21 protein-coding genes and 2 pseudogenes are annotated in these 24,615 nt (G+C 67.3%); 10 read left to right on the top strand and 13 right to left on the bottom strand.

Features of this window, described 5'->3' with window-relative positions:
* Positions 1-14 precede the first annotated feature (14 nt).
* The 5 genes from ACYP33_RS05920 to ACYP33_RS05900 all read left to right on the top strand — a co-directional run bounded on the left by ACYP33_RS05920 (position 15) and on the right by ACYP33_RS05900 (position 6,627).
* Positions 15-1,853 (top strand): glycosyltransferase family 2 protein, encoded by a 1,839-nt coding sequence (locus tag ACYP33_RS05920; RefSeq protein ID WP_459620362.1) that lies wholly within the window; start codon positions 15-17, stop codon positions 1,851-1,853.
* Between the two features lie 72 nt (positions 1,854-1,925).
* Complete coding sequence (locus tag ACYP33_RS05915; RefSeq protein WP_459620360.1) at positions 1,926-2,756, top strand: glycosyltransferase family 2 protein; 831 nt, start codon at positions 1,926-1,928, stop codon at positions 2,754-2,756.
* Positions 2,753-3,718, top strand: coding sequence for an NAD-dependent epimerase/dehydratase family protein (locus tag ACYP33_RS05910; RefSeq protein ID WP_414450229.1), 966 nt, complete (start codon positions 2,753-2,755; stop codon positions 3,716-3,718). Before ACYP33_RS05915 ends, ACYP33_RS05910 begins: the two co-directional genes overlap by 4 nt.
* Before the next feature lie 5 nt (positions 3,719-3,723).
* Positions 3,724-4,743, top strand: a complete 1,020-nt coding sequence (locus ACYP33_RS05905) for an MraY family glycosyltransferase (protein ID WP_414450228.1) — start codon at positions 3,724-3,726, stop codon at positions 4,741-4,743.
* A 12-nt stretch (positions 4,744-4,755) separates the two neighbouring features.
* Positions 4,756-6,627, top strand: coding sequence for a polysaccharide biosynthesis protein (locus ACYP33_RS05900; RefSeq protein ID WP_414450227.1), 1,872 nt, complete (start codon positions 4,756-4,758; stop codon positions 6,625-6,627).
* 71 nt (positions 6,628-6,698) lie between these two features.
* On the opposite strand, the gene ACYP33_RS05895 is transcribed toward ACYP33_RS05900, so the two are convergent.
* The 5 genes from ACYP33_RS05895 to ACYP33_RS05875 form a co-directional block, all read right to left on the bottom strand.
* A complete protein-coding gene (locus tag ACYP33_RS05895) occupies positions 6,699-7,811 on the bottom strand; it encodes an MraY family glycosyltransferase (protein ID WP_414444095.1) in 1,113 nt (370 codons plus the stop codon).
* Positions 7,812-8,061: 250 nt separating this feature from the next.
* Positions 8,062-9,084, bottom strand: a complete 1,023-nt coding sequence (gene galE / locus ACYP33_RS05890; protein WP_414450225.1) for a UDP-glucose 4-epimerase GalE — start codon at positions 9,082-9,084, stop codon at positions 8,062-8,064.
* 14 nt (positions 9,085-9,098) lie between these two features.
* Positions 9,099-10,235: a glycosyltransferase family 4 protein gene (locus ACYP33_RS05885; protein WP_459620356.1), complete on the bottom strand. Its 1,137-nt coding sequence runs from the start codon at positions 10,233-10,235 to the stop codon at positions 9,099-9,101.
* Positions 10,236-10,269: 34 nt separating this feature from the next.
* On the bottom strand, positions 10,270-11,097 hold the full coding sequence (locus ACYP33_RS05880; protein ID WP_414450223.1) for a glycosyltransferase: 828 nt from the start codon (positions 11,095-11,097) through the stop codon (positions 10,270-10,272).
* Positions 11,094-12,356, bottom strand: a complete 1,263-nt coding sequence (locus ACYP33_RS05875) for a lipopolysaccharide biosynthesis protein (protein WP_459620353.1) — start codon at positions 12,354-12,356, stop codon at positions 11,094-11,096. The genes ACYP33_RS05880 and ACYP33_RS05875 overlap by 4 nt, the downstream gene beginning before the upstream one ends.
* Positions 12,357-12,655: 299 nt before the next feature.
* Between ACYP33_RS05875 and ACYP33_RS05870 the strand changes: the two genes are divergently transcribed.
* The 4 genes and pseudogenes from ACYP33_RS05870 to waaA all read left to right on the top strand — a co-directional run bounded on the left by ACYP33_RS05870 (position 12,656) and on the right by waaA (position 17,508).
* Entirely contained in the window at positions 12,656-14,050 is a 1,395-nt protein-coding gene (locus tag ACYP33_RS05870; RefSeq protein WP_414450221.1) for a phosphomannomutase/phosphoglucomutase, read from the top strand.
* A 119-nt stretch (positions 14,051-14,169) separates the two neighbouring features.
* Positions 14,170-15,209: pseudogene (gene waaC, locus ACYP33_RS05865) on the top strand (lipopolysaccharide heptosyltransferase I).
* A gap of 10 nt (positions 15,210-15,219) precedes the next feature.
* The gene (locus ACYP33_RS05860) at positions 15,220-16,128 is read left to right on the top strand and encodes a Kdo hydroxylase family protein (protein WP_414450220.1); all 909 of its coding nucleotides are present in this window, start codon (positions 15,220-15,222) and stop codon (positions 16,126-16,128) included.
* A 39-nt stretch (positions 16,129-16,167) separates the two neighbouring features.
* Entirely contained in the window at positions 16,168-17,508 is a 1,341-nt protein-coding gene (waaA, locus tag ACYP33_RS05855) for a lipid IV(A) 3-deoxy-D-manno-octulosonic acid transferase (protein WP_414450219.1), read from the top strand.
* 56 nt (positions 17,509-17,564) lie between these two features.
* Here the strand turns inward: waaA and ureG are convergent, their stop codons facing one another.
* The 7 genes and pseudogenes from ureG to ACYP33_RS05820 form a co-directional block, all read right to left on the bottom strand.
* Complete coding sequence (gene ureG / locus ACYP33_RS05850) at positions 17,565-18,209, bottom strand: urease accessory protein UreG (RefSeq protein ID WP_414444103.1); 645 nt, start codon at positions 18,207-18,209, stop codon at positions 17,565-17,567.
* A 10-nt stretch (positions 18,210-18,219) separates the two neighbouring features.
* Positions 18,220-18,900, bottom strand: coding sequence for an urease accessory protein UreF (locus ACYP33_RS05845; RefSeq protein ID WP_459620348.1), 681 nt, complete (start codon positions 18,898-18,900; stop codon positions 18,220-18,222).
* Positions 18,901-19,198: 298 nt separating this feature from the next.
* Positions 19,199-19,894 (bottom strand): annotated as a pseudogene (gene ureE / locus ACYP33_RS05840) (urease accessory protein UreE); the annotation flags it as partial.
* Positions 19,895-19,897: 3 nt separating this feature from the next.
* Positions 19,898-21,604, bottom strand: a complete 1,707-nt coding sequence (gene ureC / locus ACYP33_RS05835; protein ID WP_459620346.1) for an urease subunit alpha — start codon at positions 21,602-21,604, stop codon at positions 19,898-19,900.
* Between the two features lie 88 nt (positions 21,605-21,692).
* Positions 21,693-21,998, bottom strand: coding sequence for an urease subunit beta (locus ACYP33_RS05830; protein ID WP_414450216.1), 306 nt, complete (start codon positions 21,996-21,998; stop codon positions 21,693-21,695).
* An 8-nt stretch (positions 21,999-22,006) separates the two neighbouring features.
* On the bottom strand, positions 22,007-22,309 hold the full coding sequence (ureA, locus tag ACYP33_RS05825; RefSeq protein WP_414444107.1) for an urease subunit gamma: 303 nt from the start codon (positions 22,307-22,309) through the stop codon (positions 22,007-22,009).
* Positions 22,310-22,535: 226 nt separating this feature from the next.
* Complete coding sequence (locus tag ACYP33_RS05820) at positions 22,536-23,351, bottom strand: urease accessory protein UreD (RefSeq protein WP_459620381.1); 816 nt, start codon at positions 23,349-23,351, stop codon at positions 22,536-22,538.
* A gap of 278 nt (positions 23,352-23,629) precedes the next feature.
* Between ACYP33_RS05820 and ACYP33_RS05815 the strand changes: the two genes are divergently transcribed.
* On the top strand, positions 23,630-23,944 hold the full coding sequence (locus ACYP33_RS05815) for an antibiotic biosynthesis monooxygenase family protein (RefSeq protein WP_414450215.1): 315 nt from the start codon (positions 23,630-23,632) through the stop codon (positions 23,942-23,944).
* 37 nt (positions 23,945-23,981) lie between these two features.
* Here ACYP33_RS05815 and urtE read toward each other — a convergent pair.
* Positions 23,982-24,615 (bottom strand): urea ABC transporter ATP-binding subunit UrtE (gene urtE, locus ACYP33_RS05810; RefSeq protein ID WP_459620343.1); only part of this gene is annotated, 634 nt, incomplete at its 5' end.

Below are 24,615 nucleotides of genomic sequence, written 5' to 3'. Positions count from 1 at the left end.
AAGCAGGAAGAAACATGCGCTTTGATATTTCCATCGTGGTGTACCGGCAGGCGGAGGCCGTAGTCGCCGACCTGCTGGACAGCCTGGCTGCGCAAACGTGCGGTGAGGATCTCGAAGTACGTGTCCTGCTTCGCAATAACGATCCCGCCGACAGTGAGCGTTGGGATCGATTCGTGCAGACCAGCGCAGGCTATCCGTTCGGCCTGTGGTTGGTTCATTCAACAGGGAATCTGGGGTTCGGCGTCGGACACAACGCCACGTTCGAATCGTCGGATGCCCCGTTCTTCTTTGTCTTGAATCCCGACACGCGCCTATGGCCCGATGCTTTGGCGGAGCTGCGCGCGTCGATCGATGCGTCATCTGCCGATGTCGGTGCCTGGGAATTGCGCCAGGTGCCGTACGAGCACCCCAAGTTCTACGATCCTGTCACGCTGCGTACCGATTGGGTGACGGGTGCTGCCGTCGTGTTCCGACGCGCGGCGTTCGCTCAGGTTTGCGGGTTCGAGCCGCGCATCTTCATGTACGGGGAGGATGTCGACATGTCATGGCGGCAGAGGGCCGAGGGCTGGGCGCTTTGCTACGTGCCGCGTGCCGTGGCCGTACACCTGACCTATTCGACGGCCGCCGAGGTCAAGCCATTGCAGATCACGCAGGGCGTTCTGGCATCGTTGCAACTGCGCACCCGTTTCGGCTCGTGGGGCGATGTGCTGCGAGGTTTCGTGTGCTGGCTGGCTGAATTCGCGAGGCGGCCACGATTCCCCGGGGCACGACGTGAGCTGATTGCCGTACTGGCTCGCTATCTCGAAAGTGCGGCCTATTTCCGACGGACCGGAGTGTCTTATCGCGCACGCGGCTTTCGTCCCGAATTTCGCTTCTGGGGTTACGGCGACCGACGTGACGGTGCTTTCTTCGCCTTGGCAACCGACCCGGTGGACAGGCGGTCGGCACCGCTGGTATCGATCGTCGTACGTACCCATCGCCGTCCGGCTTTGCTGCGCGAGGCGCTGAAGTCGCTGCAGAACCAGACCTATCCCCAACTCGAAGTCATCGTGGTGGAGGATGGCCCGGATCACAGCCGGGAGATGGTGGAGCGGGAATTCGTCGGACATCTGAACGTGCGTTACGTCGCGACGGAGGCGCATGTCGGCCGCAGCGCGGCCGGCAATCTCGGCTTGTCCCTGGCGAAGGGACAATGGCTCGGCTTTCTCGACGACGACGATCAGTTCTACGCCGATCACGTCGAGACATTGATGCGAACTGCCGGGCAGGGCACGAATCGGCTCGTCTACAGCGCATCGCATGAAGTGCCGACCGAATTCCTGCAATCGACGGCCGAATCGGTCAGTTATCGGGAAGGCCCGGTTTCGCTCAGGTACCGCCCGTATTCGCGGCGGGTGCTCTGGCAGGAAAATCTGGTGCCGATTCAGGCCGTGTTGTTTCATCGCAGCCTCCATGAAGCGTTCGGCGGTTTCGATGAAGATCTCGATCAGCTCGAGGACTGGGTGCTGTGGGTTCGTTACTCCTGCGCGACCGATTTCACGTCGGTTCTGCGCGTCACGTCCCGTTATCGTGTGCCAATGTCGAGCAAGGTCGCGCTGGGCCGTCAGGCCAGGTTGCAGGAGGCCTATGGCGTCGCATTGGAGCGGCAGCGGGCGATGCACGTGACGTTCAGCCCTGCCGAATCCGAATCGGACACGGCGCCATCCTGGCGGCAGGGTTTGACGTTGACGGTTCGCCGCATGGTGCGCAAGGCGCTGGTCCGTGCGCCGTTTTTGCGTCCTTTACTGTCGACCGAGGCAAGCTGGTGGCGAGCCATTCGAATCCTGCGCCGCCGTCTGTCGCCGCGCGCTTGAGGGCTTGCGGCCAGGCAGGGGCATGTGTTGCCCCGGCGCTGTCGAACCCCATTTTTAGCGGAAAAACTCCTGGTGCATATCGTCCCCACGAATCTCCTGACCGTATCGATCGTCGTCTACCGGATGGGTCCGGCGCAGTTGACGCAGACGCTATCGAGCCTGCTGGTTGCGCTCGGGCAACTCGATGCCGCGCGACCTGGTCAGCGGTCGGAACTGTGGCTGATCGATAACGGCGATTCGCCGGCATCGTTACCCGTGTTGGACGCTTTTCGCGCGCACGGGATCGATTGCATCGTGATGGCCGGTCACGGCAATGTCGGCTATGGACGCGGTCACAATCTCGCGATCGAGCGGGTGTCGAGCGGTTATCACCTCGTGCTGAATCCCGATATCGATCTCGATGCCGATGCGCTGGTCGCCGCACTCGATTTTCTCGATGCGCATCCCGACGTCGGCCTGCTGTCGCCGCGCGTCGAGGATGCGGACGGTCATCTGCAATTTCTCTGCCGACGTTACCCAGCGTTGCTGGACCTGTTTGTAAGAGGTTTTCTGCCGCGCTCGCTCAGGCAGCACTTCGAGGCGCGGCTCGTCCGCTACGAAATGCGAGACCGCATGACCGGTGCGGAAGTGTTCCGCGATCCGCCGATCGTCAGCGGCTGCTTCATGCTGTTTCGCACCAACACGCTCAAGCAATTGAACGGCTTCGATTCGCGCTATTTCCTCTATTTCGAGGATTACGATTTGAGCCTTCGTGCGGGCAAGGTCGCGCGTCTCGCGTATGTGCCGGCCGTGCGCGTCGTCCATCACGGCGGCGGGGCGGCACGCAAGGGCTTCGCCCATATCCGCATGTTCGCGGCATCGGCCTTCAAGTTCTATCGTCGCTTCGGCTGGAGGTGCTGGTGAGTCGTCTGCTAGTGACTGGCGCGAACGGGTTTGTTGGTCGCGCGTTTTGCCGCCGTGCGCTGGAGGCGGGGCATACCGTCTGGGGGCTGGTGCGGCGTCCGGGTGGGTGTGTCGATGGTGTTCATGAATGGGTGCACGATACCGCCGATTTCGATGGCCTGGAGGGCGCCTGGCCTGCCGGGCTGGCCGTGGATTCCGTGATCCATCTCGCGGCGCGCGTGCATGTGATGCACGATGAGGCACCCGATCCCGATGCCGCGTTCGATGACACCAATGTCATGGGTACGCTGCGCGTCGCCGGAGCGTCGCGGGCACGCGGCGTCCGCCGCATGGTGTTCGCGAGCAGCATCAAGGCGATGGCGGAGGTGGATCGCGGCGTGCCCGTTGCCGAGGACGCCGAAGCCGATCCTCAGGATGCCTACGGCCGTTCGAAATGGCGCGCCGAACGCGAGCTTGCCCGCTATGCAGGCACGAGCGGCCTCGAGTTCGTGATCGTGCGTCCGCCTCTGGTCTACGGCCCCTGCGTGCGGGCCAATTTTCTTCAAATGATGGATGCCGTTGCAAACGGCGTTCCATTGCCGCTGGCGGCGATCCAAACGCGGCGCAGTGTCGTCTATGTCGACAACCTCGCTGATGCCCTGCTGCATTGCGCTCTCGACGCGCGTGCCGTCGGCGAGTGCTTCCATGTTGCCGACGACGACGCGCCGACCGTGCCGGGTTTGTTGCGCATGGTGGGCGACGCGTTGGGCCGGCGCGCTCGGCTGTTTCCGGTGCCGGTGGCCGCGTTGACGACGCTGGGCAAATTGACCGGGCGAAGCGCGACAATCTCCCGGCTGACCGAGAGTTTGCGGCTCGATTGCAGCCGGATCGGCCGTGTGTTGGATTGGCGTGCCCCTTATACAACACAGCAGGGCCTGGACGCGACGGCCGCATGGTATCGTTCGCGCGACAACCAAAAATAGATAACATGCTCTTCGCGATTTCCGCGTGGCTCGTCGTGGCGGGGGTTGCCTTGATCGCAGCCTTTGTCTCGACGACAATACTCCGCATCCTGCTGGCCACCGGATGGGCGTGGCGCTTGGCCACCGATATCCCGAACGCCCGCTCGATGCACACCCGCCCGACGCCTCGCGTCGGTGGATGGGGGATACTGCCTGTCTGCGTACTGGCTTCGCTGATATTGGCCCCACGGCTTTGGCTGATTGCGGCGGCGGCCGCCGCGCTGGCGGCGATATCGCAGATCGACGACCGTCGCGGCCTGCCGGCCCGGGTTCGCTTCCTGGCTCACCTTGCGGCCATCGCCGCGCTGCTGTCGGCGTATCCGGTAGCCGGCGTGCCATGGTGGTTGCTCGCGGCGCTCGGCTTCGCGATGATCTGGCTGATCAACCTGTACAACTTCATGGACGGCGCGGACGGCCTGGCTGGCGGCATGGCCTGTTTCGGCTTCGGCGCCTATTCGCTCGCGGCGCTGTACGGAAACCATCCCTCCCTCGATCTCGCCATGTCGGGCGCGGCGGTTGCAGGAGCCGCGCTGGGCTTCCTGCTGCTGAATTTCCACCCCGCTCGGCTGTTTTTAGGCGATGCGGGGTCGATTCCGCTCGGTTTTCTGGCCGGTGCGCTCGGCTATTGGGGATGGCGCGACGACGTCTGGCCGATCTGGTTCCCGGCGATGGTGTTCTCGCCCTTTATTGCCGACGCAACTGTAACACTTCTGAAACGACTATCGCGGGGTGAAAAGTTCTGGCAGGCCCATCGCGAGCATTACTATCAGCGGATGATTCGAGCCGGGGTGGGTCACGGGCATACGGCGATCTGCTGGTACCTTGTAATGTTCGTCGGCATAATTGTCGCCCAGTGGGCGAAGGGCCGCCCGGAGATGCAGCAATGGGTGGCGTTGCTCGCATGGTATGGCGTTCTGGCCGGATTCGGGTTGGCAATCGATATGCGTTGGCGCCGGTTCCAGGCGCGTACTGATAATAATTCCTGAGGTCTCCCGACGATGTTGCGACGCAAGTCATCTTGGCTGTCGTTGAGCGCGTTTCTATTCGACCTGCTTGCTGTGCTGGTCGGATGGCTGTTTGCGTATCTGGTTCGCTTCAACGGGAGCGTGCCTATCGAATTCGCTCACGGTGCATTGCTGGCGCTGATCTGGGTCCTCCCTATCTACGCCTTGCTGTTCCGCGCCCTCGGCCTCTACCGCGGCCTCTGGGTGTTCGCGAGCCTGCCCGACCTGCTGCGCATCTCCAAGGCCGTGGTGGCGGGCGGTGGCATCGTGATGGCCTGCGCTGTCATGTTTCAGCCGATGCCGTTGATTCCCCGTTCGGTGTTGCTGCTCTCGCCCATGTTGCTGTTCCTGTTCATGGGCGGCGCGCGTGCGCTCTACCGCGCGACCAAGGAGTTCTACCGCTACGGCGGCCTGGTCGGGCAAGGCAAGCCGGTGCTGGTGCTCGGCGCCGGCGGCGCGGGCGCGAGCCTCGCGCGCGAGCTGTCGCGTTCCGGCGAATGGCGGCTGGTGGGCCTGCTCGACGATGAAGCGGCCAAACGCGGCCGCGAAGTGTACGGCTACAAGGTGCTCGGGCCGATTTCCGAGCTGGAGCACTGGGCGGACATCACCAAGGCCGAGCACGTGATCATCGCGATGCCCTCCGCCTCGGTCGAGGTGCAGCGCCGTGTCGCGACCTTGTGCGTGCGCGCCGGCGTGAACGCGATGGTGCTGCCGTCGCTGACCACCATGCCGGGGCAGGGCATGCTGTCCCAGATCCGCCAGATCGACCTCGAAGATCTGCTCGGCCGCGACGAAATCACCATCGACACCCCCCACGTCAACGCCTTGCTGCGCGACCGCGTGGTGATGGTGACGGGCGCCGGCGGCTCGATCGGCTCCGAGCTGTGCCGCCAGATCCTTAAGTTCGCACCGGCGCAACTGATCGCGTTCGACTTGTCCGAGTACGCGATCTACCGCCTGACCGAAGACCTCTGCGAGCGCTTCCCCGACAGCCGCGTGGTGCCGCTCATCGGCGATGCGAAGGATTCCTTGCTGCTCGATCACGTGATGTCGGCCCACACGCCGCACATCGTGTTCCACGCGGCGGCCTACAAGCACGTGCCGCTGATGGAAGAACTGAACGCGTGGCAGGCGCTGCGCAATAACGTGCTCGGCACCTACCGCGTCGCGCGCGCGGCGATCCGTCATGGCGTGCGCCACTTCGTGCTGATTTCGACCGACAAGGCCGTCAATCCGACCAACGTGATGGGCGCGAGCAAGCGGCTCGCCGAGATGGCCTGCCAGGCCCTGCAGCAATCGAGCCCGAACACGCAGTTCGAAACCGTGCGCTTCGGCAACGTGCTCGGCAGCGCCGGCAGCGTGATCCCGAAGTTCCAGCAGCAGATCGCCAAGGGCGGCCCGGTGACGGTCACGCACCCCGAAATCACGCGCTTCTTCATGACGATCCCCGAAGCGTCGCAGCTCGTGCTGCAGGCGTCGAGCATGGGGCAGGGCGGCGAGATCTTCATCCTCGACATGGGCGAGCCGGTGCGCATCGTCGATCTCGCGCGCGACCTGATCCGCCTGTACGGCTTCGACGAGGATCAGATCCGCATCGAATTCTCCGGCCTGCGGCCTGGCGAGAAGCTGTATGAAGAACTGCTCGCCGACGACGAAACCACCACGCGCACGCCGCATCCGAAGCTGCGTACCGCGAAGGCGCGCGAAGTGCCCGAAAATCTTCTCGACGAACTGTTGCCGTGGCTCATGCAGCATCGCGTGCTGGCCGACGACGAAGTGCGCCGCGACCTGCGCCGCTGGGTGCCCGAATATGCGCCGGCGTGCGGGCCGACCTTGCAGAGCGTGCCGACGCGCGCACAGGCCTGAGCCGGCCGGCGTTGCGGAGAGTCCAACAAAAAAGCGCCCCAAGGGCGCTTTTTTCACATCCGCGATCGGGCTTACTGATGATGCTGCGCGCGCGTCTTGCGCACCACCATCCAGCGCGGCACGCGGAACCGCACGATGCTGACGTACAGCCACACGTACGCGAACATGAACACCAGCACGAACGCGAACAAATGCACGGTGTGCCGCCAGAACAGCGTGGCCGGGATCACGGCGATCAGGCACAGCAGCCACAGATAGGGTGACGTCAGCGAATTGCGGCGCGTCAGCTCGTGCGCGGCGCGCGTGCCCACGGCCCAGCGCATCAGCCGCTTGTAGACGAGCATGTGCAGGTGCACGCCGTCGGGAATGCCGGGCGAGATGCCGCGAATGAACTTCTTCCGGTAGATCGAGAAGCACGTCTCGAAGATCGGGTACATGAACAGCAGCACCGGATACCAGGCCGACACCTCGCGATGCCGCATCACGAGCAGGATCGACAACTCGCCGAGCATGAAGCCGATGAAGTACGCGCCGCCGTCGCCGAGGAAGATCAGGCCGGCCGGGAAGTTCCAGATGAAGAAGCCCATGATCGCGCCCATCATCAGCAGCGACGCCGACAGCACGACCGGCTCGGACACCTGGAACGACACGTAGGCGAGCGAGGCGAACATCATGAACGCGACCATCGAGGCCAGGCCGTTGAAGCCGTCGATGATATTGACGGCATTGGCGAGCGCGGCCACGGCCAGCACGGTGACGACGGCCGAAATCGCCGTGTAGCCGAGCAGGAAGTCGAGCGGCGGCACGCTGATGCGCGTGATCGCGACCCCCACCAGCGCGAACGCGATCGCGGCGGCGGCCATGGTGCAGAGCAGCCGCGCGCGCGGCGACACTTTCTTGGTCAGATCCTCGATCAGCCCCGAGCCGAACGCCGGAATGCCGCAGGCGGCGAGGCCGGCGATGCTGCCGGCGACGGTCGGGTAGCGCAGCGCAAGCGGCACGCAGCCGATCAGCAGGCCGGCGACGATGCCGAGACCGCCGACGCGCGGCACCGGATGCGCATGGAATTTCTGCACGCCGGCGAGATCGTGGTCGATCGAGAATTTCTCGTGCAGATGCGCATAGCGGATGATGAGCAGCGTGACGAGCAGGGAGGCGAGGAACGCGACGGCGAAGCTGAGCATGGACGGGCCGGGAAACGAGGCAGGGGCGAACCGGGGCGGGCCGGAATTCGAGCCAGCGGATTATACCGGAGCGATGCGCGCGGCCGTTAGCCTGTCGGCGTTCGCGTTTTCCTTATTCGACAAGGACTTGCGTGCGTTGGCCAGGGCCGGTGCAGCGGGGCGTTCGGGCGTGTTCCGCCCAGTAAAAAGCCCCGCCGGAGCGGGGCTTTCAGCAGGCGGTTCAATCGGGGTGGAATCGCCACCCCGTCGCTCAGGCGAACCCGCGCGGGTTCCGTTCCTGCCAGCGCCAGTGGTCGGCGCACATCCGCTCGATGCCGTACTCGGCCTGCCAGCCGATCAGCTCGGCGGCGCGCGCCGGGTTCGCGTAGCACTCGCCGACGTCGCCGGGGCGGCGCGCGACGATTTCGTAGGGCACCTTGCGGCCGCTCGCGGCCTCGAACGCGCGAATGATGTCGAGCACGCTGTAGCCGTGGCCGGTGCCGAGATTGACGACGAAGCTTGCATCGCGCTGGCGCAAGGCATCGAGCGCCTTCAAGTGGCCGCGCGCGAGATCGACCACGTGGATGTAGTCGCGCACGCCGGTGCCGTCGGGCGTCGGATAGTCGTTGCCGAACACGCGCAGTTGGTCGAGCTTGCCGACGGCGACCTGCGCGACGTACGGCATCAGGTTGTTCGGCAGGCCGGCCGGATCCTCGCCGATCAGGCCGCTTTCGTGCGCGCCGACCGGGTTGAAGTAGCGCAGCGTGGCGATGCGCCACGACGGGTCGGAAATCTCGACGTCGCGCAGGATCTGCTCGGCGATCAGCTTGGTCTGGCCGTACGGGTTGGTGGCCGACAGCGGGAACGATTCGTCGATCGGCGAGCGCTCGGGCACGCCGTACACGGTGGCCGACGAGCTGAACACGAAGTGCTTGACGTTGCGCGCGCGCATGACGTTGAGCACGGCCAGCAGGCTGTCGAGGTTGTTGCGGTAATACTCGACCGGCTTCGCGACCGATTCGCCCACCGCCTTCAGCGCGGCGAAGTGGATCGCGGCCGTGATCGGATGCGCGTCGAACACCTTGCCGAGCGCGGCTTCGTCGCAGGCGTCGATCTGGTGGAACGCGGGCGCGCGCCCGGCGATCTTCGCGATCCGTTCGACGGCTTCGCGCTTGCTGTTGACCAGGTTGTCGACGATCACGACGTCGTAGCCGTTGCCGAGCAGTTCGACGACCGTATGCGAGCCGATAAAGCCCGCACCGCCCGTCACGAGGATCGTGCCCTTGTTGCTCATTGCGTTGCCCTCCCTCAGAGTGCCGTGCCGGTCAGGGCACGAATGGTTTCCCGATAACGATCGACGACGTTCGCTTCGTCGAATTCCTTCAAGACTTTTTCGCGGCCGCGCTCGCCCATCGCGCGGCGCGCCTCGGCCGGCAGATCGAGCATGGCCGCCATTTTTTCGGCCAGGCTCGTGCTGTCGCGCGCCGTGCAGAGCAGGCCGGTTTCGCCGTCGGCCACCACGTCGCGGCAGCCCGGCACGTCGGTGGCGACGATCGGCCGGCACATCGCCGAGGCCTCCATCAGCGTGCGCGGCACGCCCTCGCGATACGAGGGCAGCACCACGCAGTCGGCGGCCTCGATATGCGGACGCACGTCGTGCGCCTCGCCAAGATACTCGATCGCGCCGTCGCGCACCCAGTCATCGAGATAGGTTTGCGACACGGCGCTCGGGTTGTCCACGCCCACCGGCCCGAGCAGCGCGAAGCGCGCATGCGGATAGCGCGGCTTCAGCGCGCGCGCGGCGTCGACATATTCGCGCACGCCCTTGTCCCACAGCAATCGGCCGATCAGCACGAACGTGTAAGTGTCGCGCTCGGGCAGCGGGGCCGGCGCGAATTGCGCGATGTCCACGCCTTCGCCGTGCAGCAGCCGCGCGCGCGCGGGATGCGCGAGCAGGCGCTGCGATTCGAAGGTGGCGAGGTCGTCGCGGTTCAGGAACCACACCTCGCGCGGGAAGCGGAACGCAAACCGGTACAGCAGCTTGGCGACGCTCGCCGCGCGGCTCTCGCGAATGAACACGTAGCCGAGGCCGGTGGTGACCGCCACCGACGGCGTGTGCGCGAGCCACGCCGCGATCGAGCCGTAGATGTTCGGCTTGATCGTGTAATGGAACACGAGGTGCGGGCGGATCGCGCGGTAGTGGCGGCGCATCGCGGCCAGCATGCGCAGGTCTTCCACCGGATCGGTGCCCTTCGAGGCGACCGGCAGTTCGATATAGCGGCAGCCCATCTGTTCGAGCGGCTCGACGGTGCGGTCGCGCGGCGCGAGCACGGTCACCTCGGCGCCGCTCGCCACGAGCATGCGGATCAGGCCGTGACGATAGGTATGGATCGCCCAGGCGGTATTGCAGACGAGAACGATGCGCAGCGCGGAAACGGAACTCATGTCGAGGCGATGAAAGGGGAACGGGGGGCGCGCATCAGGCGGCGCGGCGCGAGGCGAACGAGCGGCGCTTGAGCTTGTGCAGCAGCGAATACGGCGTGACGAGATGCAGCAGGTATTTCGCCAGGCCGCACCAGTCGTAGGGGTTGCGCACGTCGAAATACCGGATCACGAGGGCCAGCGTCGACTGGATCTGCCGACGCCGTTTGGTGGCGCTGATGCCGCCTTCGTTCAGCTCGTAATATAGGCCGAGTTCGGGCAGGTTCGCGCAATCGTAGCGTTCCATTAAGCGCAAAAAAATGTCGAGATCCTCGGCGGCCCGATATTTGACGCGATAGTTGCCGACCTCCAGTACCCGCGGGATATCGAGCATCACCGACGGATGAACCAGCGGCGAGCGCGCGAAACGCGTGCGGCGCAGCCGGGCCGGATCGGCGGGCGGCGTCAGCATGAACAGCGGGCGGCCGTCGCGCGCGATCACCTGGGTCCAGGTGCCGACGCAGGCCACGCGCGGGTTGGCGGCCAGGAACGCGCGCTGCTTGACGAGCCGCCGCGGCGCGGCCAGGTCGCCCGCGTCGATGCGGGCCGCGTAGCGGAAGCCGCGTGCGGCCAGCGCTTCCATGCCGGCGGCCAGCGCGCGCTCGATGCCGCCGTTTTGCGGCATGCGCAGCACCTCGATGCGCAGGCCCGCGTGCTCGCCCGGCGCGACGGGCGGCGTGCTGCCGTCGTCCACCACCAGCACGTGCACGGGCGCAGGCTCGTCGAACGAGGCGAGCGTGCGTTCGAGATCCTCGTGGCCGTTGTAGGCGGGAATCAGCACCGCGACGTCGTCGAGGGCGCCGGCGGGCGTGGAGGAGGGCGTCATGAGCGCAGTTTTTGGCGGATGTAATAAAAATTGACCGAGGCGGCGGCGAGATAGCCGGCAGCCAGCCCGACCAACGCGCCGTACAGGCCCAGCGCGGGAATCGCCATGGCGTTGGTCACGGCCGCGACGGCCAGCGCCAGCACCCATTTCGCGAGCAGCACGAATTTCGCCTGATATTTGAGCACGACCAGATTGCCGATCGCCTCGACGCCGGCCGGCACCGACAGCCACACGGCCCAGCGGAAGATCGACACCGATTGCTCGAAACCCGGCCCGAACACGCGGCCGATGATCAGCGGCGCGAGCAGGTCGAGCACGGCCGCGCCACCGATCATCAGCGCGCTGGTCATGCCGATCAGGCGCCACACGTTGCGGCGCAGTCGCGGCACCTCGGTCACGCGGTAGATAAAGGCCGGCGCGATGGTCTGCGCGAGCAGCAGCGCCAGCGTGATCCAGTTCTCGTTCAATTGTTGAGCCGCCGCATAACGGCCCAGCTCGGCGAACGATACATGCTGCTGCAGCATCAGCCGGTCGAGCTTCAGGAACAGATACATGCAGACCAGGCCGATCCAGAACACCGTGCCGGCCGAGGCGAAATGGCGGAACAGCGGGGCTTCGATGCGCCAGCCGAGCCGGCCGCCGTGGCGGCGCCGGTAATAGAGCATCAGCGCCACCGCGATCGCGCCGGCTTCCAGCGCCCAGAGCCAGCCGTAGCTGGCCGGTGCGGCGGCGGCGCGCACCAGCAGCCAGACCAGCAGCGCCTTGCCGAGCGCGGCGAACATGCTGGCGATCAGTTGCGGCTTGCTGTACGTCATGCTCTGCAGCCAGGCGTTGACCACCCCGACGAACGGCTCGCGCAGCACCATCGTCACGGCCAGCCCGGCCAGCATCGCGCCCACCTGCGGGTCGACGAAGCCGGCGGCGATGCCGCCCCAGGTCAGACCGAGCGCCACCACCGATACCGAAAAGCGCAGCGCGAACGCACTGCCGAGCACCGCGCCGAGCTGGTCGGGCGGGCGCTGGACGATGGTGGGCACGAGAATTTCCGCGCCGCACACCCAGGTGAGCGGCGCGAGCACCAGCAGCAGCGTGTTCGCGTACTGCCATTTGCCGAACGCGTCGGGGCCGAGCGCGCGCGCCAGCAGGCCGCTGATCACGATCGCGACGCCGATCTGGGTCAGGCGTTCGAGGCCGAGCCAGACGAGATTCCGGGCGGCCCGGGCGACATCGGGGTTCGCGATGCGCGAAAGCTTCAGCATGAAAAAATTCGAATGAAAATAGGGCCGACGCCGGTTCGGCCCGGCACGCCGATTTTCTAATTTGCGGCGCTGAAACATCCACGCATTAGAATGGGCGGCTTGCGGACGAAGCCCGGGCCGCGCTTAAGCGGCCTGCCGCGCTGAGCGGCCGGGTCGAAACCGGCGATTATAAGTGGTCCGGGTTCCAACCCGACATTCACGGGGAGCGTGCCGCCGCCCGCTGGGGCGCAGGCGACGCGCCGGCCAGGCCGGCGGGCGATGCGGAGCCAATTTTTCCAAGCACGACAGAGAGTGAATCGATGATTTCCCAATCCATTTTCAAGGCGTACGACATTCGCGGTGTGATCGGCAAGACGCTCGACGCGGCCACCGCCCGCTCCATCGGTCAGGCATTCGGCAGCGAAGTGCGCGCCCAGGGTGGCGACGCCGTGGTGGTGGCCCGTGACGGCCGCCTGTCCGGCCCGGAACTGATCGGCGCACTGGCGGACGGGCTGCGCGCGGCCGGCGTGGATGTGGTCGATGTCGGCATGGTGCCGACGCCGGTCGGTTACTTCGCGGCCAGCGTGCCGCTGCCGCTGGCCGGCGGCGAACGCCGCGTCGATTCGTGCATCGTGGTGACCGGCAGCCACAACCCGCCCGACTACAACGGCTTCAAGATGGTGCTGCGCGGCGCGGCGATCTACGGCGAGCAGATCCAGGCGCTGTACCGTCGCATCGTCGAGGGCAACTTCTCCGAAGGCAGCGGCAGCTACGAGCAGCACGACGTGGCGGATGCCTACCTGCAGCGCATCGTCGGCGACATCAAGCTCGCGCGTCCGCTGAAGATCGTCGTCGATGCCGGCAACGGCGTGGCCGGCGAGCTGGCGCCGCGCCTGTTCAAGGCGCTCGGCTGCGAGCTGGTCGAACTGTTCACCGAGATCGACGGCACGTTCCCGAACCACCACCCGGACCCGGCGCACCCGGAAAACCTCCAGGACGTGATCCGTGCGCTGAAGGAAACCGATGCCGAGATCGGCTTCGCGTTCGACGGCGACGGCGACCGCCTCGGCGTGGTCACGAAGGACGGCCAGATCATCTACCCGGATCGCCAGATGATGCTGTTCGCCGAGGACGTGCTGTCGCGCAACCCGGGCGCGCAGATCATCTATGACGTGAAGTGCACGCGCAATCTGGCGCTGTGGATTCGCGAGAAGGGCGGCGAGCCGCTGATGTGGAAGACGGGCCACTCGCTCGTGAAGGCCAAGCTGCGCGAAACCGGCGCACCGCTGGCCGGCGAGATGAGCGGCCACGTTTTCTTCAAGGATCGCTGGTACGGCTTCGACGACGGCCTCTATACCGGCGCGCGCCTGCTCGAAATCCTGTCGCGCGAGACGGACCCGAGCGCGCTGCTCAACGGCCTGCCGAACGCCGAATCGACGCCCGAGCTGCAACTGAAGCTCGAGGAAGGCGAGAACGTCGAGCTGATCGAGAAGCTGCGCGCGAACGCCAAGTTCGACGGCGCCGACGAGATCGTCACGATCGACGGCCTGCGCGTCGAGTATCCGGACGGCTTCGGCCTGGCCCGGTCGTCGAACACCACGCCGGTGGTGGTGCTGCGCTTCGAGGCGAACACCGCCGAAGGGCTGGCGCGAATCCAGGACGATTTCCGCCGCGCACTGACGGCGGCGAAGCCGGACGCAAAGCTGCCGTTCTAAACGGATGGGGCAACGGAGCGGCTTGCCGTGCGGCCGCTCCGGCTGCTTGCCTCGTTCCGTGTCCTCCCGAATCCCTCCGCCATTCCCCGTTTACGAGATAAACCCGCCGACGCGATAAAATCGCGTCTTTGGGTCCGTACCGGCCTGTCCCGGTTTTTTCAGCGTGCAAAAAATTCTGATCGTGCGTGTGTCGTCGCTGGGCGACGTCGTGCACAACATGCCGGTGATCGCCGACATCCACCGGCACCACCCGGACGCGCAGATCGACTGGCTCGTCGAGGAAAGTTTCGTCGAGCTCGTGAAGCTCGTGCGCGGCGTGCGCCGCGTGCTGCCGTTCTCGCTGCGGCGCTGGCGCAAGTCGCTCGGCAGCGCGAAGACCTGGCGCGAGATCCGCGCGTTCCGCCGCCAGATCGCAGGCGAACACTACGACCTCGTGATCGACTGCCAGGGCCTGATCAAGAGCGCCTGGGTGGCGAGCTGGGCGCGCGGCCCGCTGGTCGGGCTCGGCAATCGAACCGACGGCGCCGGCTACGAATGGCCGGCGCGCTTCTTCTATAAGCGCCACGTGCCGATCGCGCCGCGCACTCATGTGGTCGAGCGCACGCGCCAACTGGCGGCCGCCGCGCTCGGCGATCCGGCGCCGACGCCCGAGGGCGAACTCGAGTTCGGCATTGACACGCATCAGGCCGCGCGGGCGCTCGCCGCGACCGATCTGAATCTTCCGGTACCCTACGTCGTTTTCGTCCACGCGACGTCCCGCGCCGACAAGCAATGGCCCGATGCCGCCTGGATCGAACTCGGCCAGACGCTGGTGCGGCGCGGTGCATCGCTGGTGTTGCCGTGGGGCAGCGAAGCCGAGCGCGCAACCAGCGAGCGGCTGGCGAAGGAGTTCGGCGCGGCCGCGATCGTGCCGCCGAAGCTGTCGTTGCCGGCGGTGGTCGGGCTGATCGACGGCGCGGCGGCCACGGTCGGCGTCGATACGGGCCTCGTGCATATCGCCGCGGCGCTCAAGCGGCCTACCGTCGAACTGTACAATTTCGCGACCGCGTGGCGCACGGGCGGCTACTGGTCGCCGAACGTCGTCAATCTCGGCTCGGCCGGCGCGCCGCCCACCCTGTCTCAGGTGAAGGGCGCGCTCGCGTCGTTCGGCCTTCTGTAACGGTGCGATCATGACCGAACCCCTGTCGGGCGCGCAGCCCGGGTCTCAAATCCTCGATATCGAGTCGGCCGACTGGCACGGCCAGCAGTTGTCGGTGCCGCGCGAGCAATTGCTCGCGGCGGTCGAAACCGGCAAGGTGCTGTATTTCCCGAACCTGCGGTTCGCCATCGAAGGCGGCGAGGAAGCGCTGCTCGATCCGGCGCTGGCCGATCCGCAGCGCAAGAACATCAGCCTCGCGCCGAACGGCGGCGCGGTGGCCGGCGTGCTCGGCGATGCGGTCACGCAATCGGCCGTGCGCGCGCTGGTGGCGCGTTATCAGCAGCAGGCGGCCTCGCTCGTCGATGGCCTGTTCCCCGAATATCGCGGCAAGATGCGCGTCGCGCCCACCAGCCTGCGGCTGCGTCAGGTCGAGACGCGCGAAACCTCGTGGCGCAAGGACGACAGCCGGCTGCACGTCGACGCGTTCCCGTCGCGGCCCAACTACGGCGAGCGCATCCTGCGCGTGTTCACGAACGTGAACCCGAACGGCGCACCGCGCGTGTGGCGCGTCGGCGAGCCGTTCGAGGATGTCGCCAAGCGCTTCCTGCCGTCGATCCGCCCGCAACTGCCCGGCGCGGCGTGGCTGCTGAATTTGCTGCACGTCACGAAATCGAAGCGCAGCGCCTACGACCATCTGATGCTGCATCTGCACGATGCGATGAAGGCCGATCTCGGCTATCAGCAGGATTGCCCGCAGCAGACCATGCCGTTCCCGCCGGGCAGCGTCTGGATCTGCTTCTCGGACCAGACCTCGCACGCGGTGATGTCGGGGCAGTTCATGATGGAACAAACCTTCTTCCTGCCGGTCGGCGCGATGGCGCGGCCGGAATGCGCACCGCTCGGCATTCTCGAACGGCTGCAACGGCGCGCGCTCGTCTGAGCGGCCGCGCCAACGCACGGAATCAATCACGGTGGTGTCATGTTGAGAGCGGTGTATCGCGCGCTTTGGTGGATCGTGGCGCCCGCCGCGGTGCTGCGTTTGTTTTGGCGTTCGCGCCGGGAGCGCGGCTATCGCGAGCATATCGGCGAGCGCTTCGGGCATATCGCGCCGGCCATGCGCGCGTTGCGCGGCCCGGACGATCCGGCGCCGCTGATCTGGGTGCACGCGGTGTCGGTCGGCGAGACGCGCGCGGCGCAGCCGCTGATCGACGCGCTGCTGGCGGCGCGGCCCGACGCGAAGCTGCTGATCACGCACATGACGCCGAGCGGCCGCGCCACCGGCGAGCAGTTGTTCGGTGCGCGCGTGCTGCGTTGTTATCTGCCCTACGACATGCCGCATCTGGTGCGCCGCTTCCTGCGCGCCTGGCGGCCCACGCTGGGCCTCGTGATGGAAACCGAGGTGTGGCCCACGCTGATCGACGAATGCCGGCGCGCCGACGTGCCGCTGGTGCTGACCAACGGCCGCATGTCGGCGCGTTCGTTCCGGCGCGCCTCGCGTTTCGGCTCGGCCGTGCGCGAGGTGTTCGGCGGGTTCTCGCGCGTGCTCGCGCAAAGCCCGGCCGATGCGGAACGGCTCGGCGCGCTCGGCGCGCGCAACCTGGCCGTGCTCGGCAATCTCAAGTTCGACATGACCACGCCGCCCGAGCTGGCCGCGCGCGGCCATGCGTGGCGCGCGGCGATCGGCGCGCGTCCGGTGTGGGTGGCGGCCAGCACGCGCGAGGGTGAGGAGGTGCTGGTGCTGCGCGCGTTCGCGGCGCTGAAGACGCCCGGCGCGCTGCTGATGCTGGTGCCGCGTCACCCGCAGCGCTTCGACGAAGTGGCCGCGCTGGCCGAGCGCGAAGGGCATGCGGTGGCGCGTCGTTCGGTGTTGTGGTCGCCCGGTGCGGCGGCAGCCGCCAGCGGCGCGAGCGCGCCGGTGCCGGGCGAGGTCACGGTGCTGCTCGGCGATTCGATGGGCGAATTGGGCGCGTATTACGCGGCGGCCGACGCGGCGTTCATCGGCGGCAGCCTGCTGCCGCTCGGCGGCCAGAACCTGATCGAGGCGTGCGCTGTGGGCGTGCCGGTGCTGATCGGGCCGCACGTCTTCAATTTCACGCAGGCGACGGCCGACGCGGTGGCCACGGGCGCGGCCGAACAGGTTCAGGACCCCGAAGCATTGGCGGCGGCACTCGACGTGCTGTTCGCCGATCCGGCGCGGCGCATCGCGATGGGCGCGGCCGGGGCCGCGTTTGCCGCACGCCATCGTGGCGCGACGGCACGCACGGTGGACGTGCTCACTGCGCTGCTGCCGGCGGCGCGCGACGAGGGCGAGCCGGCCTGAGGCCCTTCGGCGGGCGGCGGCGTGTCGTCCGCCGCGTGCCGCGTGCCGCTACCGCGTCACGCCGTCAGCAATCCCTTCTTCTCGATGAACGCGATGACCTCGGCTACCCCCTCGAGCGCCTTCAGGTTCGTCATCACGTACGGGCGCTCGCCGCGCATCTTCTTCGTGTCCGACGCCATCACGTCGAGATTCGCGCCCACCAGCGGCGCGAGATCGGTCTTGTTGATCACGAGCAGATCCGACTTGGTGATGCCGGGGCCGCCCTTGCGCGGGATCTTCTCGCCGCCGGCCACGTCGATCACGTAGATCGTCAGGTCCGACAGTTCCGGGCTGAACGTGGCCGCGAGGTTGTCGCCGCCCGATTCGATGAAGACGATGTCGGCGTCGGGGAAGCGGCCCAGCATGCGGTCGACGGCTTCCAGGTTGATCGAGGCATCCTCGCGGATCGCCGTGTGCGGGCAACCGCCCGTCTCCACGCCCATGATCCGTTCCTCGGGCAGCGCGCCGGCCACCGTCAGCAGGCGCTGGTCTTCCTTCGTGTAGATGTCGTTGGTGATCGCGACCAGGTCGTAGCGTTCGCGCATGGCCTTGCACAGCATTTCGAGCAGGGTCGTCTTGCCGGAGCCGACGGGGCCGCCGATGCCGACGCGCAGCGGTGGCAGTTTCTTGGTGCGGCGGGAGGAAGCGGAGGGCGTGTTCATGGTCGGGCGTTCAGGAGCGGAACAGTCGGGAGTACTGGGTTTCGTGCCGCGCCGACAGGATGCCGAGCAGCGGGGCGAACGTGTTGATGGCCTCGGGCGGCGTGGCGAGCGCGCGGCGCACGGCGTCGGCGATCGTGCCGCGCAGCGCGACGAGAATCTTCTGGCCGGCGAGCTGGCCGAGCGGCACCGCCTTCAGCGCGGCCGCGGCCTGGTTTTCGACCCAGCCGAACGCGTAGGCGGTCAGCACCGCGTCGGGCGTGGCGTCGTGCGCGGCGGCCGCGAATGCGTAGGCGGTGGGCAGCGCGACCGGCCTGATCGCCGCGAGCGTGGCGCGCCGTGCCGCGTCGCCCCATTCGAGCGAGGCGCACAACTGCGCGAGCGACCAGCCCATCTGCTCGGTTTCGCGGCGCAGTTCGGCCGATTCGCGGCTGGCGATGAATTCGGCGTTGGCCTCGGCGAGCGCGGCCGCGTCGTGCGTGCGCCAGCGTTCGAGCTGATGCGCGAGGAACGGCAGCTCGCAGGCGGCGAGCACGTCGGCCAGGCCGCTGGCGATCCATTCGCGCGCGCTGTCGGCGTCGTGGATCAGGTTCGCGTCGAGCGCGGCCTCGAAGCCCTGCGAATAGCTGAAGCCGCCGATCGGCAGCGCCGGCGAGGCGAGGTGCAGCAGCGCGACGAGTTCAGCCGTGTCCATGCTCGCGCTTGCGGAACGTGATGGCGACGGGCTTGGGGTCGTGCGAATGGTCGTGCTTGCAGGCGTCGGTGTGGACGTGGCCGGGCTGGCCGTGATCGTGCGAGTGCGCGGCGGCGTCGCCGTGCGCATGATCGTGACCGCAGGCTGCCGTGTGAACGTGGCCGCCGTGGGAATGATCGTGGCCGTGATCGTGCGAATGCGCGGCGTCGCCATGCGCGTGATCGTGACCGCAGGCTGCCGTATGCACGTGGCCGCCGTGTGAATGATCGTGCCCGTGATCGTGCGAATGCGCGGCGTCGCCATGCGCATGATCGTGACCGCAGGCTGCCGTGTGAACGTGGCCGCCGTGGGAATGATCGTGGCCGTGATCGTGCGAGTGCGCGGCGTCGCCATGCGCGTGATCGTGACCGCAGGCTGCCGTATGCACATGGCCGTGGTGCGAATGATCGTGCCCATGGTCATGCGAATGCGCATGACCATGATGCTCGCCGTACACCTGCTGCGCGAGCGCGTAATCCTCGGCGAACGTCGCGTCGTGGCCGTGCTTGTGGCCGCCGCCGTATGCGCCGGCTTCGGGCTGGAACGGCGCGTCCACGCGCTCCACCTTCGCGCCGAGCCGCGTCAGCATGTCGGCCAGCACCGGATCGTATTCGAGCACCAGCGTGTCCGCGCCGATCTGCACCGGCGTGTGGCGATTGCCGAGGTGATAGGCGGCGCGCGTGAACGTCAGCGCATTCGGCGCGCGCACGCGCATCACGGCTTCGGACGCCGCGACGATGCGCACCAGCTTGCCGTCGTCGGCCACCAGCACGTCGCCGTCGGCCAGCACGGTGCCGCGCGGCAGCACCACGCCCACCTCCTCGCCGTTGTCGAGCGTCGCGGCGAAGCGGCTCTTGCAGCGGGCGTCGTAGGCCAGCGTGAGGGTGGGCGCGCGCGCGACCAGCGAGGCCGCGAGCTTGACGTTGGGGGCGATGCGTTTGTCGAGAGTGCGCATGAATCAGAACAGGAAGTAGCGCTGCGCCATCGGCAGCACGGTGGCGGGTTCGCAGGTCAGCAACAGGCCGTTCGCCACCACGTCGTAGGTTTCCGGGTCGACGGTGATGTTGGGCCGCCACGCATTGTGGACCATGTCGGCCTTGGTGACGGTGCGGCAGCCGCGCACCGGCACCACGCGCTTGGCCAGGCCGTAGCGCGCCGCGACGCCGTTGTCCAGCGCGAGCTGCGAGACGAAGGTCAGCGAGGTGCGGCCGAGCGCGCCGCCGCGGGTGGCGAACATCTCGCGGAAATGCACCGGCTGCGGCGTCGGGATCGATGCGTTCGGGTCGCCCATCTGCGCGACCGCGATCATGCCGCCCTTGAGGATCATGGCCGGCTTCACGCCGAAGAACGCCGGTTCCCACAGCACCAGATCGGCCCACTTGCCCGGCTCGATCGAGCCGACTTCGTGCGCGATGCCGTGCGTGAGCGCCGGGTTGATGGTGTACTTCGCGACGTAGCGCTTGGCGCGGAAGTTGTCGTTGCGCTCGCCGTCCTCGGGCAGCTTGCCGCGCTGCACCTTCATCTTGTGCGCGGTCTGCCAGGCGCGGATGATCACCTCGCCCACCCGGCCCATCGCCTGCGAATCCGACGACATCATCGACAGCGCGCCGAGGTCGTGCAGGATGTCCTCGGCGGCGATCGTCTCGCGGCGGATTCGCGATTCGGCGAACGCCAGATCCTCGGCGATCGACGGATCGAGGTGATGGCACACCATCAGCATGTCGAGGTGTTCGTCGAGCGTGTTGATCGTGTAGGGCCGCGTCGGGTTGGTCGACGAGGGCAGCACGTTCAGCTCCGAGCACACCTTGAGGATGTCGGGCGCATGGCCGCCGCCCGCGCCTTCGGTGTGATACGTGTGGATCGTGCGGCCCTTGAACGCGGCCACCGTCGATTCGACGAAACCGCCTTCGTTCAGCGTGTCGGTGTGGATCGCCACCTGCGTATCGGTTGCGTCCGCAACGGTGAGGCAGTTGTCGATCGCGGCGGGCGTCGAGCCCCAATCCTCGTGCAGCTTCAGGCCGATCGCGCCGGCCGCGATCTGTTCCTCGGCGGGCTGCGGCAGGCTCACGTTGCCCTTGCCGAGAAAGCCGATGTTGATCGGCCAGCCGTCGGCGGCCTGCAGCATCCGTTCGATGTGCCACGGGCCGGGGGTGCAGGTGGTGGCGTTGGTGCCGGCCGCCGGGCCGGTGCCGCCGCCGATCATGGTGGTGACGCCCGAGGCCAGCGCCTCGTCGATCTGCTGCGGGCTGATGAAGTGGATGTGGGTGTCGATGCCGCCCGCCGTCACGATCATGCCTTCGCCCGCGATCACTTCGGTGGCCGCGCCGATCGCGATCGTCACGCCGGGCTGGATGTCGGGGTTGCCGGCCTTGCCGATCGACTGGATGCGGCCGTCCTTGAGGGCGATGTCCGCCTTCACGATGCCCCAGTGATCGAGGATCACGGCATTGGTGATGACGGTGTCGGCCACCTCGGTGGCAACGCGCTGCGACTGGCCCATGCCGTCGCGAATCACCTTGCCGCCGCCGAATTTCACTTCCTCGCCATAGATCGTGCAGTCGCGCTCGACCTCGATCAGCAGCTCGGTATCGGCCAGGCGGATGCGGTCGCCGGTGGTCGGGCCGAACATTTCCGCGTAGGCGCGGCGGCTCAAGCGTAGTGTCATGGTGTCGAATCCTTGGAGCGCCCGGCGATGCGCCGGGCAGCGAACAACTGAACAACGGTTACGGGCTGCGAACCCACGGCGCGGGCGCTCAGAGCTTGCCCATCACCTTGCCCTGGAAGCCGTAGACGATGCGGTCGCCGGCCAGTTCGACCAGCTCGACGGTGCGCGTCTGGCCCGGCTCGAAGCGCACGGCCGTGCCCGACGCGATGTTGAGCCGGAAGCCGCGCGCGGCGGCGCGGTCGAACGACAGCGCATCGTTGACTTCGTGGAAGTGGTAATGCGAGCCGACCTGCACCGGCCGGTCGCCGGTATTGGCGACGGCCAGCGTGATGGTCGGGCGGCCGACGTTCAGCTCGTGATCGCCGTCGTCGGTGAGGATTTCGCCGGGAATCATCGTGGGCCTCAGGGAATCGGGTGGTGGACGGTGACCAGCTTGGTGCCGTCGGGGAAGGTGGCCTCGACCTGGATGTCGGGGATCATCTCCGCGATGCCGTCCATCACGTCGTCGCGCGTGAGCAGCGTGGTGCCGTAGTGCATGACCTCGGCCACCGTCTTGCCGTCGCGCGCCGCTTCCATCAGCGCGGCGGTGATGAACGCGATCGTCTCCGGATAGTTGAGCTTCAAGCCGCGGGCGCGGCGGCGCTCGGCGAGCAGCGCGGCGGTGAAGATCAGCAGTTTGTCTTTCTCTCGTGGAGTCAGCTTCATGAAAGCCCGATGTTTAGCTAGACGTAATAATTCGACCGCGCGTTGCATGCACGGCAACCGGCCGATCGTAGCATCGTGTGCCGTGCGCGGCACGGCGGCAGTTCATGAACGCAAGCCGTGTGCCATGCGGTAGTGCGTCGTGTGTCGGATTTGCGTGCGTGCGTTCACCGCCTCGGTGCGACGCGGCCGGCGCGATGCCTCGCGGTGGTGCAGGGGAAAGGGGCGATCAGGTTTGCCAGAGCCGCAGCGCTCGCGCTTCGACGCCGTGCACCAGCGGACGCAGCCGCGTCCATTGCTCGACGAACAGGTTCTGCAGCGCCTCGACCGAGCCGGCCAGCGCGCGGATCAGCATCACGCGCGGCGCGACGCAGGTGACGCCGGCGCGCAGCGTGTCGCCGAACGGCAGCGCGGGGGCCAGCGATTCGGCCAGTGCATCGGTGCAGGCGTCGCCGATCGCCCACAGCGTGCCGTAGACGGGAAAGCCCGCCAGCCCCTGCGGCGTGACGCGCAGCGGTTCGGTCGCGCCGAGATGTGCGCGCTCGATCCAGAGCGGTGCGCCGTCGGCGCCCGCGATGCGCGCCGACGAGGCGATCCGGCCGACCGACCAGGTTTCGCCGGCCGCCTGCCGGCCCAGTTGCGAGACGTCCCAGCCGATCACGCTGGCGCGCTCGCCCACCGTCAGCGAGAACTCCAGCGAGGCCTGAGTGGCGTCGAAGAACAGGTTGTTTTGCGGCAGCCAGTCGAGCTTCGCGTCGTCGGCCACCGCGATGGCGATCCGTTGCCGCGCGTCGAGGCCGTTCGACTTGTACCACTTGGTGGCGCCCGGCGTGGTGATCACCGCGTGCGAACCGCTGCCGATCTGCACGGCGATGTCGAGCCGGTCGCCGCCCGCGACGCCGCCGGGCGGATGCACGATCACCGCGTGGCAGATCGCGTCGCCTTCGGGGTAGAGCGGGCGCTGGATGCGCAGCGGGCCGTCGTGACGGCGATGCACGAGCGCCGAGCGCCCCGTGCGCTGCCGCTCGAAGCCGAGTTCGAGCATCGCGCGCCAGGCTTTCTTGGTGGCGGCGACCGGGGCGGCGGGCAGGTCGGTGGCGGCTGCGGTGCGATGGTCGGGCGAATCGGTAGCGGACATCGGGGGACTGGCATCGGAGAAAGGGGCGCAACGTATTCGGGCGCCGTGGCGCGCCGCCATGCTACACCACGGTGGGGGCGCGAGCGGGCGGCGGCGAGCCTGCCGCCTCGCACGGTACACTGCCGGTTCCGTTCCGGCGTGCCGGCAGGCCGCCGGATGCATCGTTCGATCAGGAGGAACCGCGCATGTATATCGCAATGAATCGTTTCAAGGTGGCCCTGGGTTCGGAGGCCGCCTTCGAGCAGGTCTGGCTCGATCGCGACACGCAACTGAAAACGGTCCCGGGGTTCGTGGAGTTCCATCTGCTGCGCGGCCCCACGCGCGAGGACCACGTGCTCTACGCGAGCCACACCGTCTGGGCGAACCATGCGGCGTTCGTCGACTGGACGCAATCGGAGGCATTTCGCGCGGCTCATCGCAATGCGGGCGGCGCGAACCGCCCGCTTTACCTCGGCCATCCGGAGTTCGAGGGCTTCGAGGTCATCCAGACCGTGGCCTGAGCGGTGGCCCGGCGCGGCGCGCCGGCCAGCTATACGCTCACACGGCGATCAGTTCTCGAACCCCGTTCGCTTCCATCTCGCTGCCGGCGCCGCCCGTGACGATCTCGCCGCGGCTCATCACCCAATACTGATCGGCGATCGAGCGTGCGAAATCGTAGTACTGCTCGACCAGCAGCACCGTCATGTTGGTTTCGTCAACGAGCTGGCGCAGCGTGCGGCCGATGTCCTGGATGATCGACGGCTGGATGCCTTCGGTCGGCTCGTCGAGGATCAGCAATTGCGGCTCGCTCATCAGCGCACGGCCGATCGCAAGCTGCTGTTGCTGCCCGCCCGACAGGTCGCCGCCACGCCGCGCGCGCATGTCCTTCAACACCGGAAACAGCTCGTAGATGCGGTCCGGCACCTTCGACGGCGCCTTGCGGCTCGCCGCGCCCACCAGCAGGTTTTCCTCCACCGTCAGGCGCGGAAAGATGTCGCGGCCCTGCGGCACGTAGGCCAGCCCGGCGGCCACCCGCGCATGCGGTGCCAATGCGTCGAGCGGCTTGCCGCGCCACGCCACGCTGCCGTTCTTCGCGGCCACCACGCCCATCAGGCAGCGCAGCAGCGTGGTCTTGCCCACGCCGTTGCGCCCGAGCAGCACGGTCAGCTTGCCGTCCTCGGCGGTGAGATTG

It is taken from the genome of Burkholderia sp. 3C (assembly GCF_054589155.1).
Note: the sequence above shows the minus strand (reverse complement) of the source record. Positions and strands in the feature narration are given on the sequence as shown.